The following is a 15822-nucleotide window of genomic DNA, read 5'->3' as shown; positions in this document are numbered from 1 at the left end:
GCTGCTTTAAGTTGTCCCACAGCCCGTGGGACAACTCCCTTGGGGGCAATCGCGCCAGGGTTTCAAACTTATGACATTATCCGGTTACAGTCCAGCGCATATCGTGGGGCATACTGGACCGATTGACCACTCGCGGGTGCGCATCCACCGGTTTGAGCAGCTGCCGCAATTTCAATTGCAGCTTCGTTGAATCCACAACCTGTGGAAAGAGCTTTGACCGCTTGACGGGTTGCTCCAGATGCAGCACCACACGAATGAGATGCTTAGCTGTGGCTTTTCTTGCCACCCATTTCTCATCTGCGTCGTTCGCATTGGCTCGGGCTGCCAACAAGCCAGCCATCGTGTCGCGCACTTTATGGGCGATCTCCTCGCCAAGATCCTGGATTTTGGTTCGGGCATGTCTCCGGTAGTCTTTCACTTCGATCAACCACAAGGCTCTGGCGTCGACATAGACAAAGTCAACCGCCTTGGTACCGCCAAAACAGCTGTTGAACTGATTGCGGTAGAACGACCATTCATCATACTGAGTCGCAATATCGTCAGCGGGGAACCCGAACGTCAGCCGCCCCTCAGTCAGCGAAATGGTCATGCCCCGCTCTCCAGGAAACGGTCAGACTGAGCCAACTCTTCGTCAAGCAGCACCAGGGTCTGCAAATCGTCTAGCGCATCACCCTGCTCGACCTCAACGCCAGAATCGGTTGGCCTCAGCGCAAAGTAGCGGTGCTCGACCTTGGAAAACGCTTGCTCTGAAGAGAGGATTTCAAGCTCCCGCAAGAGAAACAGCGAGTGAGTGGCCACAAATACCTGGATACCTTGCTGGCAAAGCAGGTAGATAACCTTGGCCACAAGGCGGATGAGCTTAGGATTAAGGTTGGTTTCGGGTTCGTCCCAGAACAGGCTGCCTTTATCGAGCAGGGACCCCGTGCTGATCAACCGGGCGACCATGGCCAATTTGCGCAAGCCTTCAGCCACCAGGGGAATTTCCATATTCCCCTGGCCCGGGATCTGAAGATAGAAGCGTCCGTTTTGGTCCAGCACGACCTTGCCGCCCATCGCATCTTCAAGAGGTTTGAGTATGGCCGCCGCCTGGGCTGCTCGTGGGCCTTTCAAGGCCAAGGCACCCAGCAACACGCAGGTATCCCGATAAGTTTCCTCGAATTCCAGGTAATGGTTCTCGTAGATCGCTACGAAGTTGGGGTAGATGCTTAATAACTCGCGCGTGGGGAAGAAGACAGGTGCTTCGGCCTGCCATGCTTTCGGCACAGTATCGAGCTTGACTTCCGAGGTGCTGGATGTCGCAAAGCTGAAGGCACAATCCAACGGGTTTTCAGAAAACTCCAGGCTGATTTCGCAGCGTTCCCGGCCCTGCTTGCGGCGCGCCAGTCGGCCGAGGGATTCGGGCCGCATGACATTGACTAACTTGTCAGCCAGCGCTTTTTGCAGAGTGGTTTTCGTGGGCTCACCTGCTGTGGGCTTCCTGCCCTCTTCTGCGCTGGCCGCCATCACCGAGTAAGCCACCTTGAGCAGGTGCGACTTGCCGCAGCCGTTCTCACCGACGATCACATTAAGCCCCGGTGCGAAGCTTAGCTCGGCTTTGGGAAACACTGTCAGATTCTTTGCTTTCAGTCGCTTCAACATAATGTGATTCCTTAGGGTCATCTACCAGCACAAAACGCGGTGGCTGATGCGGCGGCATGAAGTTACCAATTGAAATGCTCGACGAATCTAACACAGTTTTTCTTGATCCAAGGCAGGTCACCCTCATTTTCAAGTGGAGCCTTCATCAAAAAGAGTCACATCTTTGCAATAAGACGCGGACTCATCTGATCCAGATTCTTCCGTCATGAACGAGGCGGCCAAACGCCTGGGCATTTCACGCACGACATTGTGGAAAAAGCGTCGTCACGCGTGATGACGCTGGTAAATTTCAGGCCCCATCGCACTGATTTGCTGCGCTATCAACCGTTCAAACGGGGCCAGCACAGCATTGAAATCGTTGTCGGGTTCAAGAATGGACAAGGTGCGAACAATCGCCTCGATGGTCGCCACGGCATTGGGCTCGGCCGTTTTCCGGACCCGGTACCGCGAGGGCTCGCCGCCATCCAGACACACCCGTGGCAAGTGATGCAAGACCGGATTGGCCTGAACGATTTTGCGGGCCTTGCGCCAGGTACCGTCGGGAACGATCAGTAAGGGAGTCTCACATGCGGCCCCTTGAGCCACCTCATTCATGCCCCGCAACGGCTGCGGCGGTTGCGCCTCCGGTCCGGGGAACAGCAACCAGGCCCGCGGCGCGGCCGTAATCATGGCATCAAGGTCAGGGAAACACTCGCCCACCAGCAGCTCGCTGTTCTGCAGCCCCAAAACAGCCAGCCGCCCGGTGTTCAAAGCATGACGCACCTCTTGGGTATGCTGCAGCACCACGACCCGTGTGCGGGAAGGCCGTGGTGAAATGCAAGCGCACAGACACAGGGGCTGTGGACGCTGACAACGCGGGCAAACGGGGCGTGACAAAAGAGATTCCTGAAATCAAAAAACGGGTGGCCAACGCCACCCGGGGAATACTGATCAAAAAAGACTTGCAGGTCAAATCAACACTACGACCGGTATAGTCAAAAGACAAACTGAATCACTTCATACCACTACACTACCGATCAAAGCGAACGTGCAATGAAGAATGACTCGTGCAGGGCGTCCATCACACGGCCATCCCGGTTGACTGTTCCGACAGCCACAACCGGCAATGCCGGTGCTTGCAAGGCCAGTTCGTCGACCAGGCCCGAATTGGCCTCATAGCCACAGGCAATCACGACCGTACCGGCCGTCAAAACCTGCGAGGAGCCATCTTCCCCAATCACATGAACCCCTCCGCCGTAATCGACTGAGCCCGGGCTCCGGTCAAGACCTTGACCTCATGCTCCGCCAGTAAGCCCGGCATACCCATATCATCGGTAAAAACATAATTTCCCGGCAAAATCTTGGCCGCTGCTTCCACCACGGTAACGTCACGCTTAGCCGTGCGCTGCAGCCATACCGCGCTGTATCACAACCGCTCATACCCGCACCGATAATAACAACGGGCCCTTCAAGAGCTGCCGGATCAGAGATCTGATCTGCCAGAACAACGTGGGCACGACCATTGACAGGACCATCGAACGGACGGGCTGAGCGGCCCGACGCGACCACGACCAGATCAAACCGCCCCACTGGCCAACTGTGCCGCCGTCACGGCCTGTTTCACCACTTGAATACCACTGCGACGCTCTACTTCGTGGACCAAATGCCTCAGCAGAGCACGCAAATCAAACTTCATGTCGTGACGTACGGCCGTATTCAATTGACCGCCCAAGGCCTTGCCCTCGAATAGCGTCACCTGATGGCCGCGATCTGCCAGAACCTTCGCCGCATTAAGACCAGCAGGCCCCGCACCGACCACTGCCACACGCTTGGATGTGGCGGCCGGCTCAACCGGGTAACGATACTCTTCACCCATGGACGGGTTCACAGTACAGCCCGCGCTGCGGCCCACATTCAGCCCACGGTGCAGGCAACCATCATTGCAGCGAATACAGGGCACGATTTCGAATGTACGACCGGTTCGGGCTTTGTTGGGCCACTCGGGGTCGGCCAGTAACGGGCGCCCCAACGAGATGAAATCGGCAGCACCCGACGCGATAATATCCGCCGCTACTTCTGGCGCAACAATTGAGCCTGAACCGATAACAGGAATCGACACCGCCTGCCTGATTTGCTCGAACCCCCAACGATGCAGAGCACGCGGCATATACCAGGGACTCACCTCGTACTGCATGGTGGCATGATGACCACCCGAACAGTGCAAGACATCAACCCCCTCGGCCTCAAGGCGGCGGCACAACTCGACGGTTTCATCAATGGTGATACCGCCTTCTTCGTAATCAACCACCGACAAGCGGATGCTCAATGGCATCGACACCGGTATCTTGCTGCGAATGTTGCGCACAATACCGATCAAAAGACGAATACGATTCTCAAACGAACCACCGTAGTCGTCGGTACGATCATTGGTGAACGGCGACAGGAAATTCGTGATCAGATAGCCATGCCCCGCATGTACCTCGACCAGATCAAAGCGCGCATTGAAGCAGCGCAAGGCGGCATCGCCAAAATCTTCCATGACCTGCTCGATCTCGGCAATGGTCATGGGCACAGGCTTTACGCCATATTGGTTTTCGACCTCGTCCCACGATGACGTTGATGCTGATTTGATCGGTGCCGTACCCAAAAACTTTTGTCGACCGCCATGCGCCAGTTGCATGCCGATTTTGGCCCCCATCGCGTGAACCTCATCAACCAGCCAGCCCATCCCCGGCACATGCTCGCGACGCGTATTACCCAATTGGCAATGAATGGCCTTGGACGCGTCCTCATCAATATAGGTGTATTCGGTCAGAATCAAGCCGGCGCCACCTTCGGCAAGCCGCTTGTAATGATTGATGCTGCGTTGCGAGACTGTACCGTCCATATTCGACAATGCCGTCGACTGGGGCGACTTGACGATACGATTCTTGAGCGTCAACGAACCAATTTTTCCAGGCTGAAACAAAACTTGCAAATCTGTCACTTCACTCTCCGTTGATGAACAGATGACACCGGGTTAATCAGGACCCGTCTGATATAGCGGTGCTTGCAAGAGCCAGCCCTTGAACGTCAGGTTGGCTCGTAGACCAAATTGGTGGTGCGCATGGCCGGCACACGCGAGGCAACACCGTTGACCCAGGAAATACGTGCAGGACGTGGCAAAGCGCCGGTCTGATCAGTCCCGACACGAATCCCCAAGCCTTGGGCAGCCATAAGAAGAACCTTGGGCTGATAATCGGCTGCCGCTTCCATGATCAAACCCAGCGCCGCGTCAATCAGGTGGAACTCGAGCACGTGCTTGGCCACTTCACCGTCTTTGGCGATGGTGGCATCAAGCAGCAAACGGTCAATTTCACAGAACTCTTCAGGTGCACGAGGACGACTGAAGTAAACGCGCTGGTGACGAATAATCTTCAGGTAGATGGACTCGATCATGTCGCGGATATAGGCCGGATAATGCACCAGCACGGCGCCATGAAAATCATGGTGCGCATCCTGAAAGTCCTTGGTGCGTACGGCATCCACCGCCATTTGCGCCAAGGCCACCTTCATCCGCTCAATATCCGTTGTCGTCAGTTGCGCCGTTATCGCGGCCACCAGCGGTGGTTCGATGAGCAAACGCATGGCATACCATTGCTCGGTCTCGTCCAAGGTAACTGGCGACACCTCCATACCGCGATTCGTCGTTGCCTTGACCAGGCCGGTTTCCTGTAACCGGTTCAACGCCTCGCGCAAAGGCGTACGACTCACGTCCAGCTCGGTCGCCAACTCACTTTGCGAAAGCTTGCGACCGGGCAAGTAAGCCCCGTTGATGATGCGATCTGCCAGAACCCGGTAGATCTCATCCACTGAATGACCGCGTTTTTCTGCCACTTTTATGCTCCAGTAATCGTTTGTGACACCATTATCTCAAGGCTTTTACATCCAAACCTTGAAGGCCACAGGCGATTACCCTAAATGTACCGGGGCTCACGCTGGTAAACCTCAGGTCGACCGGTATGAAGCACAGGCAACTTCGCTCGCACCTCGTCCACCTTGGCCAAATCCAGCTCAACAACCCGGACGCCGTAATCGACCTCGCCCAGATCTGCCAGCACATCCCCCATGGGCCCGCGACCATGGCATGCCCCCAGGTCTCAAAACCAGAGACCGTCGCATCCTCCGATGCAATCGTTGCCGAGGCTACGACATAAGCCTGGTTTTCAATCGCACGTGCGCGAACCAGCACTTCCCAATGCGCCTTGCCGGTTGTCCGGGTGAAAGCCGCCGGCACAAGAATGACCTGGGCACCGGCGCGTGCCATTTGACGGAACATCTCGGGGAAGCGGATATCGAAACAGATGGACAGCCCCACCTTGACGCCGTTGATGTCGGCAATAACCAGATGATCGCCGGCAGACTCAACGTCAGAAGCACGGAACGTCGTACCGTTGACGACCGCATTGAACAAATGCACCTTGTCATAGCTGCCCTGAACGTTGCCCCGGGGGTCGATCACCAGCAAGGTGTTTTGCAAAAGCGGCCGGTCAGACTTTTGCTTGAAGCCCCCAACACCACATGAGCCCCGGCGTGGACCGCAGCAGCGCAAATTGCCGAGATCTCGGGACCATCGAGAGACACAGCCGCATCGCGCATCATTTGATTGGTACCGATACACAAGGCATTTTCAGGAATAACGATCAATTCCGCACCTTGCTGACCCGCATCGGCAATGGCCTGTAGCACTAGAGGCAAGTTGGTGGCAACATCACGGGTTGGCTGCAACTGCACCAAGCCGACCCGTAACGTTTTAGCCGCGGTTACATCAGGCATGGGCCACCTCAAGCTTGTCAACATTCATGTTGACGACGGTCCAACCACCACCCGAAGCCTGCAAGGGTTCATAGGCATACACTTCGGCACGAATGCCGGGGCCCAGTGCACCCAGCACGATCAGCCAGTTCAGGAACTCGTACTGCCCATGATCGAGCAATGGGTAGGGTTCAAGATTGGCGAGCTCGAGACCACGGCCATGCTGCAGCATCTGCAGAATGTAATCGTCAAACACCGTATCAACGGCCCCGAACTTGCCCGGATCAAGCCAATGCGAAAGCCCCCGGTCGCCAACAACGCCACGCGTTTGCCAGAGCCCTCAATCGCCTTGCGCAACGCCTGGCCAAATGCACGGGCACCAAACGGTGAGAATGTGCGTGCCGGCTGGGTCACAACAGGCACGACCTTGACATCGGGGCCAGGCAGCACCTGACGCAGGGGCACAATAAGGCCGTGATCCAGGTTAACCACCGGGGCCGCTTCGACCTCTAACTGCCCGGCCCTGGCCACATCAACCAGACGACGGGCAAAATCGGGGTCGCCCTGAACGGAAAGATCAAGGTCGGGGCGTTTGAAGAACTCCATTGAGCCGCTATGCTGGTCACTGACACCCACAACAAAAGCCCCGGTTTCAAAGCTCTGAAAATGGCAATCGGTCGTTACGACAACTACATCCGGCTTGGCGGCTGCCAGCGACGCCCCCAACTGGGCATACGCGGCCTTCAACCGTTCGACGGCCTCGGGAGGATCGATTTCAGGTCGAGCCAGCAAGTCGGGAACGTGTGAGCAACCACCCGCAAAAACAATGTTTTCAGGTACATTCGGCTGGTCGCTGGAAAACTTGCCGTCGAACACAAACTTGTCGGAGCTGCTGCTGTCGGCCAGGTTATCCTGAAACCAGCGGCTGACCAGAATCGTGATGCCATCATTGACACCGGCCGAGCGCAGCAAGTTGCGCTCGCCCCTGAAAATCACATCAGACCAGTGTGCATCCAGCCCCAAAGTCGCCCCGACTTCAGCGGGATTTTGCTTGAAGCGGGCCAACAGTTCGGGCGATTGCCCCAACTTCAAAATGGCGGCTTCGAGAATTTTTCTGTCCATTCGATTACTCGCTATTCAATATCGGGGTCAGGCGGCAAGCGCTTCAGTCATGCACTGCAACTGACCGTCAACAACCACGGCTCGATCATCAATCATGACCGTGCAACCGCGCATGGGAATATCCAGGTGCGCCGGCGTCTCGCGATTCGCAAAGCGATTCGAGCCCGTCGACCACATGAAGTTACCGGCCACCGAACGCAACTCCTGACCATACAAGGACCGGGGATCATACACATCCAGCGCTGTCCAGCTGGCCATCGGATGCATGCCCCAACCCGCATGCGACAACGCATACACTTCGGGGTCATTCCAGCGGGCGAAGTAATCACGCAGCAAGAATGCCTCGGGGCCTTCACCGGTAATTTCGGTGATGAAACCATCCTTGACCGTCAAAGTGACCGGGGTCTGAATAATGCGTTGCCACGGGATGACGACATCGCCAGGTTGAAGCACAATCTGGCCATTGGCACTACGGTCACGCGGAAAGCACGCAATGAAGCCGCTGGGCCAGTGGTCCCAGCGCCCGGGCTCATCGACAAAACCCCACTGACGGGTAATGGGTAAATCGGGGCTGGCAATGTCGTACGTCAGATGCGTGCCTGCGGCGCTGGTCACTTTCATGACTTTGCCGCCTTTGAGAATTTCGGCCGCCGCATCGACGTCACGGCGCAGGGTGTCGTCACCCATCAACCGCTCAAGAACGTCGGCCGGTTCAGCCACAAACAACATGCGCTTGCCCTGCCCCGTGATATTCGTACGCACACTGGAATGAATCAGGCCACCGACAGTCACATCGATGACGAGGTCGCAGTTACCTGCACCAGCCAGCAAAGCCGGCACCTCGCGGCCATCCGAGGTATACGGTGGCAAAGTCGGGTTTGACAGGCTGGACGCACCCAGGACCAGGGCACCTGCGCCCAGCGACCGGGCTGCCGCAACAGCAGCCTCGACATACTCGGTCTTTTTACCCAACTCATATATAACGCCAACGGTTTCTTTATCGGTCAGCCCGCATAATTGGTATTGCTTGATAAACAGCTCAGTCAATGACATGGTCATGGTTAATCTCCGGAAATCTATGAAAACGTGCTGGTTCAAACCGCGCGCACGGCACCGCCATCAACCTGCAACGTTGCACCAGTGATAAAACCGGCCAGGGTGACGCCAGATAGGCCACGGCGTCTGCAATCTCTTCCGGGTTACCCCAACGCCCCAACGGAATATCTTTCACAATCTGCTGAATTTCCTGCTCGGCACTGGTGCCGTTTTTATCGGCTTTCATACGAACAATGTCATGCATGCGATCGGTGCCGGTAGCGCCCGGTTGAACCTGATTGACCCGCACACCGTACGCACCCAGTTCGGTCGCCATTTGCTTGCTCATGGACGACAGCGCCGAACGCATCGATGATGACAAAGCGCCACCAGGGGCAGGCTGCTTGACCCATGTCGACGTCAGGAACACGATGCTGCCCGATTTATTGGCCGCCATCTGTTTGGCCGAGGCCAGCGCCAGCTGAACCACCGGACGGACCAGTACATCAAAAGCGCCCGACCAGTCCTCAAGCTCGGTATCCAGAAAGGGTTTGATTTTTGGCCCCGGGGTGTTAAGCACAGCAATATCAAGACGTCCGAGACGCGCGACGACTTGATCAACCAGCGCCCCGGTTTGGGCCACATTGCCCAGATCTGCCGGGAACGTCACAATTTTTCCACCGCCGTCAAACAGCTGTTCTGCCGCACCAGCGACGCTGCGTGAAGACACCGCCACAATCGCCCCTTCCCTTGCCAGTCGCTGCGCCACGGCATTACCGATACCTTTGCTGGCTGCCGTCACCAAAGCGACTTTGCCGTTCAGTTGTAAATCCATTACTGCTCCTTGTGATGCCTTGATCTACGTCGCCCCGGCTCAAGCCACCAGACTGATCGCTTTTTCCGGACACTCGGCAACGGCTTGAGTTGCTTTGGTTTCATCAGCTGCTGGCACGGTGCCATCGCCCAGGACTTTCGCGTAGCCAAACTCGTCGATCTCGAAAACCGACGGACAGATCTCGGCACAACGGCCATAGCCCGAGCACTTGGTTGCATCAAACATAACTTTCATCATCTTCTCCGGTATGAAAATCACTTAGTTCATCGGGTGGGGTTCAGCCAGCGCAGCCGCCACCTCGACAGGGAAATTTGAGACGAGGGTGCGACTCAGTGCCGCCGCACCATCAAGAAAGGCGCAAGCGCCCCGACCAGGCAATATTTGGCCCCACCGAACCAGATTGTCTTTGTCGATCTGGGTCGCCCCGTGTTGTGACAGGGTTTTCAAGGTGGACGCAATCGCAGCCGTTCCCTTAATACAAACGCCACACTGTCGTGCAGACTCAGCCTCATACCATTGCGCCAGCCGTGCAGCGAACTGGATGGGATCATCCGCCTCGCCCAAAACCGTAATCGCTCCGCACCCCCAGCCGTTGCCCGCCGACTTGCACGCACCGAACTCGCACGAAAGATCCAGGCCTGCTGGCCCTGTCAAACCACCAAACCACCCACCAATCGCCAGACCCCGAGGCACGGACGTAAAACCGCCACCCAGCGTATCAACCAGCTCACGAACACTGACACCAAACGGTATTTCGTACACGCCCGGGCGACCGCACGCCCCCGACAATGTGACCAAGGCCGTTCCGGGCGAATCAGCGGTACCCGCCCGGGCAAAAGCCTCTCCGCCATGGCGAGCGACCCACGCTGCATGCGCCAGCGTTTCAACGTTGGAAACCAGCGTGGGCAATTCATCGACACCCTTTTCAAAAGGACGAGGCGGCTTGGCCATGGGTAGCGCAGGGCCACCCGAAATCGCCCGAACAACCGAAGTTTCTTCACCGGCTACATAGGTAGGTGGCACCACGAACACTTCCAGACGAACCCTATCGTTCACTAATCCGGCATCGGCCCGTTCACGCAAGGCACGCTGAACAGACGCTACGGTTTCAGAATGTGACAAATACATTACAGCCCGGTCTGCACCGCACGCACTGGCCGCCAGCAACAGCCCGTCAATTACCAGGTGAGGCCGATGCAACAACAGCCACTGATCTTTCTTCGAGGCGGGCTCCCCTCCTCGCCATTGGCCACAACCACTTTCGGACCTTCCTGCGCCGCAACCGCGGCCCATTTGATGGCTGCCGGAAATGCTGCACCTCCTCGACCACGCAAACCGGACAACTTCAGCTGCTCGATCAGCGCAACCCCTTCAAACACCGCCGAATATGTGCCCAATACCTGCTCTGCTTGAAGGTCCAGGTAGCCCGACCGGGCTGACTCAACAATCAAACGAGGCTCAAGACCGGGCCAGGCACCGCAGGGAAGATCAACTTTCATAGAGTCACCGCCTTACTTCTTGGAAAAGGCCATCGCAAATATCAGCAAGGCCCCCACGATCATGGTCTGCGCATACGCGCCCACCTGCATCAGGTTCATGCCGTTTTGCACCATCACGATCAGGAACGTGCCGGCAACAACAGCCAGCACACGGCCCACACCGCCGGTAAGCGCCGCGCCGGCAATCACACACGCCGCAATTGACTCCAGCGGAAAGGTGGTACCGATGCTGGACTCACCGGTATCCAGCCGGGCCGTCAGCAGCACCCCCGCAATGGCGGACAAAACGCCTGACAGCACAAACGCCATGATCGTGACGCGCTCGGTGCGTACACCGGACAACGCAGCGGCACGGGCGTTACCACCAATCGCATACAAATGACGGCCGAAACGTGTCCACTCCAGCAACAGGTACACCAAGGCAATCACAACCAACATGACAATGACCGGTGCAGGAATGCCCATGAAAACACCGTAACCAAACGTCTGCCCGAACTGGTAGGGCAGGCCATAAACCGGCACGCCACCACTCACCAGCAAGGCCACACCGAATACCACCGAAGACATGCCCAAAGTCATCATGAACGAAGGAATCCGGAACAACGCCGTACCGATGCCATTGATCAGGCCGACCAAAGCACCGACGGCTACCGCCACCGCCGTTCCGGCAAAAATGGCCCACTCGGCCGATGCACCATTACCGTTGTGATAGAGGCCGCTCATGGTGAGGGCGGCCGACACAGACGACAACGCCACCACAGTGCCCACCGACAGATCAATGCCACCACCAACCAGGACAATCAGCTGAGCCAGCGCAACCAGCATGAGGTACACCGATTGACGGGACACATTAAGCTGGTTGTCGGCCGTAAAGAACCCCGGGGCTTGCCAGGCAAATACCAGCAGAGCCACCGCAAAAAGAATCGGCAGAACCATCAAATGCTGATTGTGTACCAGCCATTTGAATGAAAAACGACGGGATGCTGTGTTGGCTGGCGTCATGGAAGCGACCGTTTCAGAAGAGGTTATAGACATAGCGGACTCAATCAAAGAATTTTTCAAGAATGCGATGCTGGTCGTAATCGGGGCGATCAAACTCGGCAACAATCTGACCTTCACGCATCACAAGCAGCCGATGGGTCAGCCCCAGCAACTCGGGCAAATCTGAAGAAATAATCATCACGGCAGCCCCATTGGCTGCCAGCTCACTGATATACCGGTACACCGACTGGCGTGCACCGACATCAACACCAACGGTAGGCTCATCAAAAATGTAGACATCAATAGGTTGGCCCAAGCCCTTGGCCAGCATGACTTTCTGCTGGTTACCCCTGAAAAGTTGGACACCGCCTCGCCCATTCGCGCCGAGGGAAACTCGACTTTCATGGATAAATGACGAGACAGCGTCGTCTCGTCCGACAAACGGCGCAAGCGCCTGCGAATGTCGCCAAACCCCATCGCGGACAGCAGCATGTTTTCACGCGCCGGACGGATCAATGCCAAACCGTCACGTTTACGATCTGAAGGGCTGTACCAGACCCCACCCTCAATGGCGTCGGCAGGGTGAAAAAACGGCATGGCTTGCCATCCAGCCGCACCTGCCCGGCGGCATGCTTGAGCAACCCGAAACAAGCCTGCCCCAGCTCACTTTTCCCACAGCCCACCAAGCCAGCCACCCCGACGATCTCACCCGCCCGAACACTCAGATTCGCACCGACGACGGAACCGTCAACCGTGGTGAGGTTGTCGATCTCAAAGCGAATGTCACCCACAGACTGAGTCGGGACCGGGTAAATATCAGACAACTGACGACCGGTCATCAGCTCGATCAGACGCGACTCGTCGGTGGAGGCAGGCACCGTTGCGATCATTTCACCGTCGCGCAGAACGGTGATCACATCCCCCAGCCTGGCAATTTCTTCCATGCGATGCGTGATGTAGATCAAGGCTGTTCCCTGATCTTTAAGCCTTGCCAGCACGTCGAACAGCGCCGCAGTGTCATGCGTCGATAAGGATGCCGTGGGTTCATCCAGGATCAGTACCTTGGGCACCGCACGCACAGCCTTGCAGATTTCAACCATCTGCTGCTTGCCGCGCGGCAAGTCCCCGACCAAGGCAGTTTCATCAATCTCAAAACCTAAACGCTGGATCAGGGCCCGTGCCTGTTCTCGGGCAGCTGACTTGTTCAATACCCCAAAAACACCCGTGATTTCATCGCCGAGCACGATGTTGTCAGCCACGGTCAGATTGGGAGCCAGCGAAAATTCCTGAAAAACGGCACGAACGCCATTGGCACGTGCGTCGTTGACCGAACGAAACGCCCCCTCAAAGCCGCCAATACTCAAACAACCCTCCGTGGGCTGGTTGGCACCGGCCAGCATTGAAATCAGGGTTGATTTGCCGGCACCGTTCTCGCCGAACAAAATATGCACTTGCCCGGGCTCAAAGGTCAGATTGACGCCACGAAGTGCCCAGTGAGTGCCGTAACGCTTGCCCAACTGGCGTACGGTCAGCCCCCGCCTGGAACAGACGGGTCAGTAGACAGGTTTTGCGCAACAGCACCCATGTTCAGCTCCTTTTTACCGCCGGATTACTCGACGCGGAAGACCGGGCTGAAATCTGCCCAACCTCTTGCCCCCATGGCACATGCCGCTTGCCGGACAACACGGTTGCACCCGCCTCAGCCAGCTTTGCAACAACGGGCTCAGCCTTGACGACCTTGATAGCATCCGGGTGTGCACGCACCAACGATGCCAGTGCGTCGGTATTCAAATCAGCGGCCACCACCCGGGCGCCCTCATCGATATACCGCTGGACAATGCCGCGTCCGATGCCACCGGCAGCGCCGGTGACAATGGCCACGTAATCTTGTAAACGACTCATATGACCTCCTTGAGACGTGGTGACCGAGTTAAGCACCGTTGCCAGGCGTCGGTGGATTCTTGGCCTGCTCACTAAACGCCAATGACGGGTACATGCCCTGCGGCGTACGCATCATTTCGGCGTAGAAGCGGAACAGGTTGCGCTGCACCCCTTCTTCAAACCGGCTCTTGTACACAATGCCTGGGCCAGGCCAGCTGCCGTCGGTAACCTGTTGAGCAATACCACGGCCAGGCAAACCCATTTCATAGTTGAGTGTCAACCCCAGTTTCTCAGCGGCCACTGAGCGACCATTGCGTGCAATCGTGATCCAGGGCTCGGTATCATCCATCTCGAAAGTACCACCCATCGAGAACGTGGCCAGCCCTGACTTGTAGGTGCGACGCTTTTGTTCAGGGGTCATGTTCTTGTAACCCAGGAACCAGACCCAGGCTTCGAGTTTGCCGGGGCCTTTAGGCTGCCAGACACGCATGGTCAGCATGCCGCTTGCCGGATGGCGCGAGGCATCATCGGTGGTAGGCAACATCAACAACGAAAAATTCGGGAAAACGTTGCCAACGAACACGCGGGACTTACGTGCAGCATCCAGTTGCTCTTGTGAAATGCGTGACGTATTGAACGTCTTGGCAAACTCGTCGGGGTAGCCAAAAACTTGGGGCCCGGCTCATCTTCGCTGGCCGCCATCGAGAACGATAGCGAATGCCCTGGTGCCGCCTGGATGTGGTAGCCCTTCATGTTTTCGGCAAACGGGACCGGGAAGGCGCCAATTTCAATGGCCGAACGGTGTAGTGTGCCCAGGTGGTAATCATCACCCGAGAAATTATCTGCACCCGACTTCCAGTCAGCGTCCATTACAAAACGCTGAGGTGGACCCAATACTTCCATGCCGTGCTCGTTCAGACCGAAAATCAGGTCCAGATACCAGGCCATGCCCCCGAGGTACTCTTCCAGGAAGGCGCACCCGCGTCCAGCGTGGCGAAAATCATGCCTTGGTATACTCCCACCTTCGCTGCAGGCACCAGGCTGTTAGCCATCTTGTCCATATCGCCAAAGGCGTTCTTCCACAGCGGTGCACCCGTAAGATGACCTTTCAGGTTGTACGTCCAGCCGTGATAAGGGCAACGGAAGTTTTCCGTGTTGCCAGCACTTGCCCGGGCGACCTTCACGCCACGGTGACGACAGGCGTCATACAACACATTGAACTGACCGTCGGCATCGTGGGTCACAATGAAGTCATCTTCACCGATCTTGCGAGAGACATAATCACCTTTGTTCGGGATCTCTGACTCATGGGCCATAAAAACCCAGGCACGCGCAAAAATCTGGTTCAGCTCACGCTCGTAAACGTCCTTGTTGCCATACAGCGTCGCCGGCACACGTCCATAGTCAACACCCTCGGCCAGATTTTCAAGCACCTTGTCGATATCGATTCCGGCATGCCCGGCATTACTTGTGTTCGTCATGACTTGCAGTCTCCGCTACGCATTAAAAGAAAATGGCCAGGTTGTGCGACGCAATGGCCGTGGTGTCCAGGTAAATCGTACGGCGCTTCAGTTGAAAGCTGCCCCCAACACGCTGCAATACGTCGTGACGTTCGCCAGCGAACACCTGAGGGGCCGTATCGTCCTGACGGGTTCGATATAACAACAGGTTGGAGCGCACCTGAACTTCATCACCCGACATCTGCCCAACACGGATATTCGTCACGCAATGGCGTGTGCGCGATGGTGGATCTTCTGCCCACGAATGGCCTGTTTCGTTTTGGGACAAACGGCTGTTCAGTGAGCCCCAGTTTTCATCCAGGTGGAATGCACCGTCAACGAACCCACTGCCTTGGGCGCGCAATACCGTTTGACGCAGAGGCAACTGATAGATGACATCTTTGCTGACCATATTGTCCAGCCACTCACGCTCGCGCATCGAATCCAGCAACTCAGCCTCAACCCATAACCAGTTCTGGACTTCCTCACGAAGCGCGCTGTCTGCCAGCGGACCCAAACCACTTTGCACCAAGTTCATCTCACGACTCCTGACGTGTCA

The 15822-nt window shown here is 56.7% G+C and carries 21 protein-coding genes and 2 pseudogenes; 1 reads left to right on the top strand and 22 read right to left on the bottom strand.

Annotated elements, in window-relative coordinates:
- Nucleotides 1-76: 76 nt before the first annotated feature.
- Together N7E01_RS09605 and N7E01_RS09600 are read right to left on the bottom strand one after the other, a co-directional pair.
- The gene (locus N7E01_RS09605) at nucleotides 77-589 is read right to left on the bottom strand and encodes a hypothetical protein (protein ID WP_289172730.1); all 513 of its coding nucleotides are present in this window, start codon (nucleotides 587-589) and stop codon (nucleotides 77-79) included.
- The gene (locus N7E01_RS09600) at nucleotides 586-1605 is read right to left on the bottom strand and encodes an AAA family ATPase (RefSeq protein WP_289172729.1); all 1020 of its coding nucleotides are present in this window, start codon (nucleotides 1603-1605) and stop codon (nucleotides 586-588) included. Before N7E01_RS09600 ends, N7E01_RS09605 begins: the two co-directional genes overlap by 4 nt.
- A gap of 238 nt (nucleotides 1606-1843) precedes the next feature.
- On the opposite strand from N7E01_RS09600, the gene N7E01_RS18800 reads away from it, so the two are divergent.
- Nucleotides 1844-1912: a helix-turn-helix domain-containing protein gene (locus N7E01_RS18800; RefSeq protein WP_350495029.1), complete on the top strand. Its 69-nt coding sequence runs from the start codon at nucleotides 1844-1846 to the stop codon at nucleotides 1910-1912.
- Here N7E01_RS18800 and N7E01_RS09595 read toward each other — a convergent pair.
- The 20 genes and pseudogenes from N7E01_RS09595 to N7E01_RS09500 form a co-directional block, all read right to left on the bottom strand.
- Complete coding sequence (locus N7E01_RS09595) at nucleotides 1903-2514, bottom strand: tRNA-uridine aminocarboxypropyltransferase (RefSeq protein WP_289172728.1); 612 nt, start codon at nucleotides 2512-2514, stop codon at nucleotides 1903-1905. The two genes, N7E01_RS18800 and N7E01_RS09595, sit on opposite strands and share 10 nt — an antisense overlap.
- Before the next feature lie 140 nt (nucleotides 2515-2654).
- Entirely contained in the window at nucleotides 2655-2858 is a 204-nt protein-coding gene (locus N7E01_RS09590) for a hypothetical protein (protein ID WP_289172727.1), read from the bottom strand.
- 335 nt (nucleotides 2859-3193) lie between these two features.
- Entirely contained in the window at nucleotides 3194-4603 is a 1410-nt protein-coding gene (locus N7E01_RS09585) for an oxidoreductase (protein ID WP_289172726.1), read from the bottom strand.
- Between the two features lie 86 nt (nucleotides 4604-4689).
- Nucleotides 4690-5493 (bottom strand): GntR family transcriptional regulator, encoded by an 804-nt coding sequence (locus tag N7E01_RS09580; protein WP_289172725.1) that lies wholly within the window; start codon nucleotides 5491-5493, stop codon nucleotides 4690-4692.
- A 31-nt stretch (nucleotides 5494-5524) separates the two neighbouring features.
- Nucleotides 5525-6118, bottom strand: coding sequence for a nitrilase-related carbon-nitrogen hydrolase (locus N7E01_RS09575; RefSeq protein ID WP_350495028.1), 594 nt, complete (start codon nucleotides 6116-6118; stop codon nucleotides 5525-5527).
- A complete protein-coding gene (locus N7E01_RS18795) occupies nucleotides 6115-6432 on the bottom strand; it encodes a nitrilase-related carbon-nitrogen hydrolase (protein ID WP_350494818.1) in 318 nt (105 codons plus the stop codon). The genes N7E01_RS09575 and N7E01_RS18795 overlap by 4 nt, the downstream gene beginning before the upstream one ends.
- Nucleotides 6425-7533, bottom strand: a pseudogene (locus N7E01_RS09565) (DODA-type extradiol aromatic ring-opening family dioxygenase). Before N7E01_RS09565 ends, N7E01_RS18795 begins: the two are co-directional and overlap by 8 nt.
- A 27-nt stretch (nucleotides 7534-7560) precedes the next feature.
- Nucleotides 7561-8592: a 2,5-dihydroxypyridine 5,6-dioxygenase NicX family protein gene (locus N7E01_RS09560; RefSeq protein WP_289172722.1), complete on the bottom strand. Its 1032-nt coding sequence runs from the start codon at nucleotides 8590-8592 to the stop codon at nucleotides 7561-7563.
- Complete coding sequence (locus N7E01_RS09555; protein WP_289172721.1) at nucleotides 8573-9403, bottom strand: SDR family oxidoreductase; 831 nt, start codon at nucleotides 9401-9403, stop codon at nucleotides 8573-8575. Before N7E01_RS09555 ends, N7E01_RS09560 begins: the two co-directional genes overlap by 20 nt.
- A gap of 39 nt (nucleotides 9404-9442) precedes the next feature.
- Nucleotides 9443-9628, bottom strand: coding sequence for a ferredoxin (locus tag N7E01_RS09550; RefSeq protein WP_289172720.1), 186 nt, complete (start codon nucleotides 9626-9628; stop codon nucleotides 9443-9445).
- Between the two features lie 33 nt (nucleotides 9629-9661).
- Nucleotides 9662-10354, bottom strand: coding sequence for an NADH-ubiquinone oxidoreductase-F iron-sulfur binding region domain-containing protein (locus tag N7E01_RS09545; protein ID WP_289175781.1), 693 nt, complete (start codon nucleotides 10352-10354; stop codon nucleotides 9662-9664).
- A pseudogene (locus N7E01_RS09540) lies at nucleotides 10334-10902 on the bottom strand (hypothetical protein); the annotation flags it as partial. The gene N7E01_RS09545 and the pseudogene N7E01_RS09540, both read right to left, overlap by 21 nt.
- A 12-nt stretch (nucleotides 10903-10914) precedes the next feature.
- A complete protein-coding gene (locus N7E01_RS09535; protein ID WP_289172719.1) occupies nucleotides 10915-11937 on the bottom strand; it encodes an ABC transporter permease in 1023 nt (340 codons plus the stop codon).
- Between the two features lie 7 nt (nucleotides 11938-11944).
- Nucleotides 11945-12214: a hypothetical protein gene (locus N7E01_RS09530; protein ID WP_289172718.1), complete on the bottom strand. Its 270-nt coding sequence runs from the start codon at nucleotides 12212-12214 to the stop codon at nucleotides 11945-11947.
- Nucleotides 12215-12395: 181 nt separating this feature from the next.
- Nucleotides 12396-13400 carry an ATP-binding cassette domain-containing protein gene (locus N7E01_RS09525; protein WP_289172717.1) on the bottom strand — a complete coding sequence of 335 codons (1005 nt, stop codon included), beginning with the start codon at nucleotides 13398-13400 and terminating at the stop codon, nucleotides 12396-12398.
- 70 nt (nucleotides 13401-13470) lie between these two features.
- A complete protein-coding gene (locus tag N7E01_RS09520; protein ID WP_289172716.1) occupies nucleotides 13471-13785 on the bottom strand; it encodes an SDR family NAD(P)-dependent oxidoreductase in 315 nt (104 codons plus the stop codon).
- 28 nt (nucleotides 13786-13813) lie between these two features.
- On the bottom strand, nucleotides 13814-14347 hold the full coding sequence (locus N7E01_RS09515) for an SRPBCC family protein (protein WP_289172715.1): 534 nt from the start codon (nucleotides 14345-14347) through the stop codon (nucleotides 13814-13816).
- Nucleotides 14308-14712 (bottom strand): SRPBCC family protein, encoded by a 405-nt coding sequence (locus N7E01_RS09510; protein ID WP_289172714.1) that lies wholly within the window; start codon nucleotides 14710-14712, stop codon nucleotides 14308-14310. Before N7E01_RS09510 ends, N7E01_RS09515 begins: the two co-directional genes overlap by 40 nt.
- Nucleotides 14691-15245: an aromatic ring-hydroxylating oxygenase subunit alpha gene (locus tag N7E01_RS09505; protein WP_289172713.1), complete on the bottom strand. Its 555-nt coding sequence runs from the start codon at nucleotides 15243-15245 to the stop codon at nucleotides 14691-14693. The genes N7E01_RS09510 and N7E01_RS09505 overlap by 22 nt, the downstream gene beginning before the upstream one ends.
- 22 nt (nucleotides 15246-15267) lie before the next feature.
- On the bottom strand, nucleotides 15268-15801 hold the full coding sequence (locus N7E01_RS09500; protein WP_289172712.1) for an aromatic-ring-hydroxylating dioxygenase subunit beta: 534 nt from the start codon (nucleotides 15799-15801) through the stop codon (nucleotides 15268-15270).
- Nucleotides 15802-15822: the final 21 nt, after the last annotated feature.

It is taken from the genome of Neopusillimonas aromaticivorans (genome assembly GCF_030344915.1).
Classification (GTDB): Bacteria; Pseudomonadota; Gammaproteobacteria; order Burkholderiales; family Burkholderiaceae_B; genus Neopusillimonas; species Neopusillimonas aromaticivorans.
This window is presented reverse-complemented; position numbering and strand designations above follow the sequence as displayed.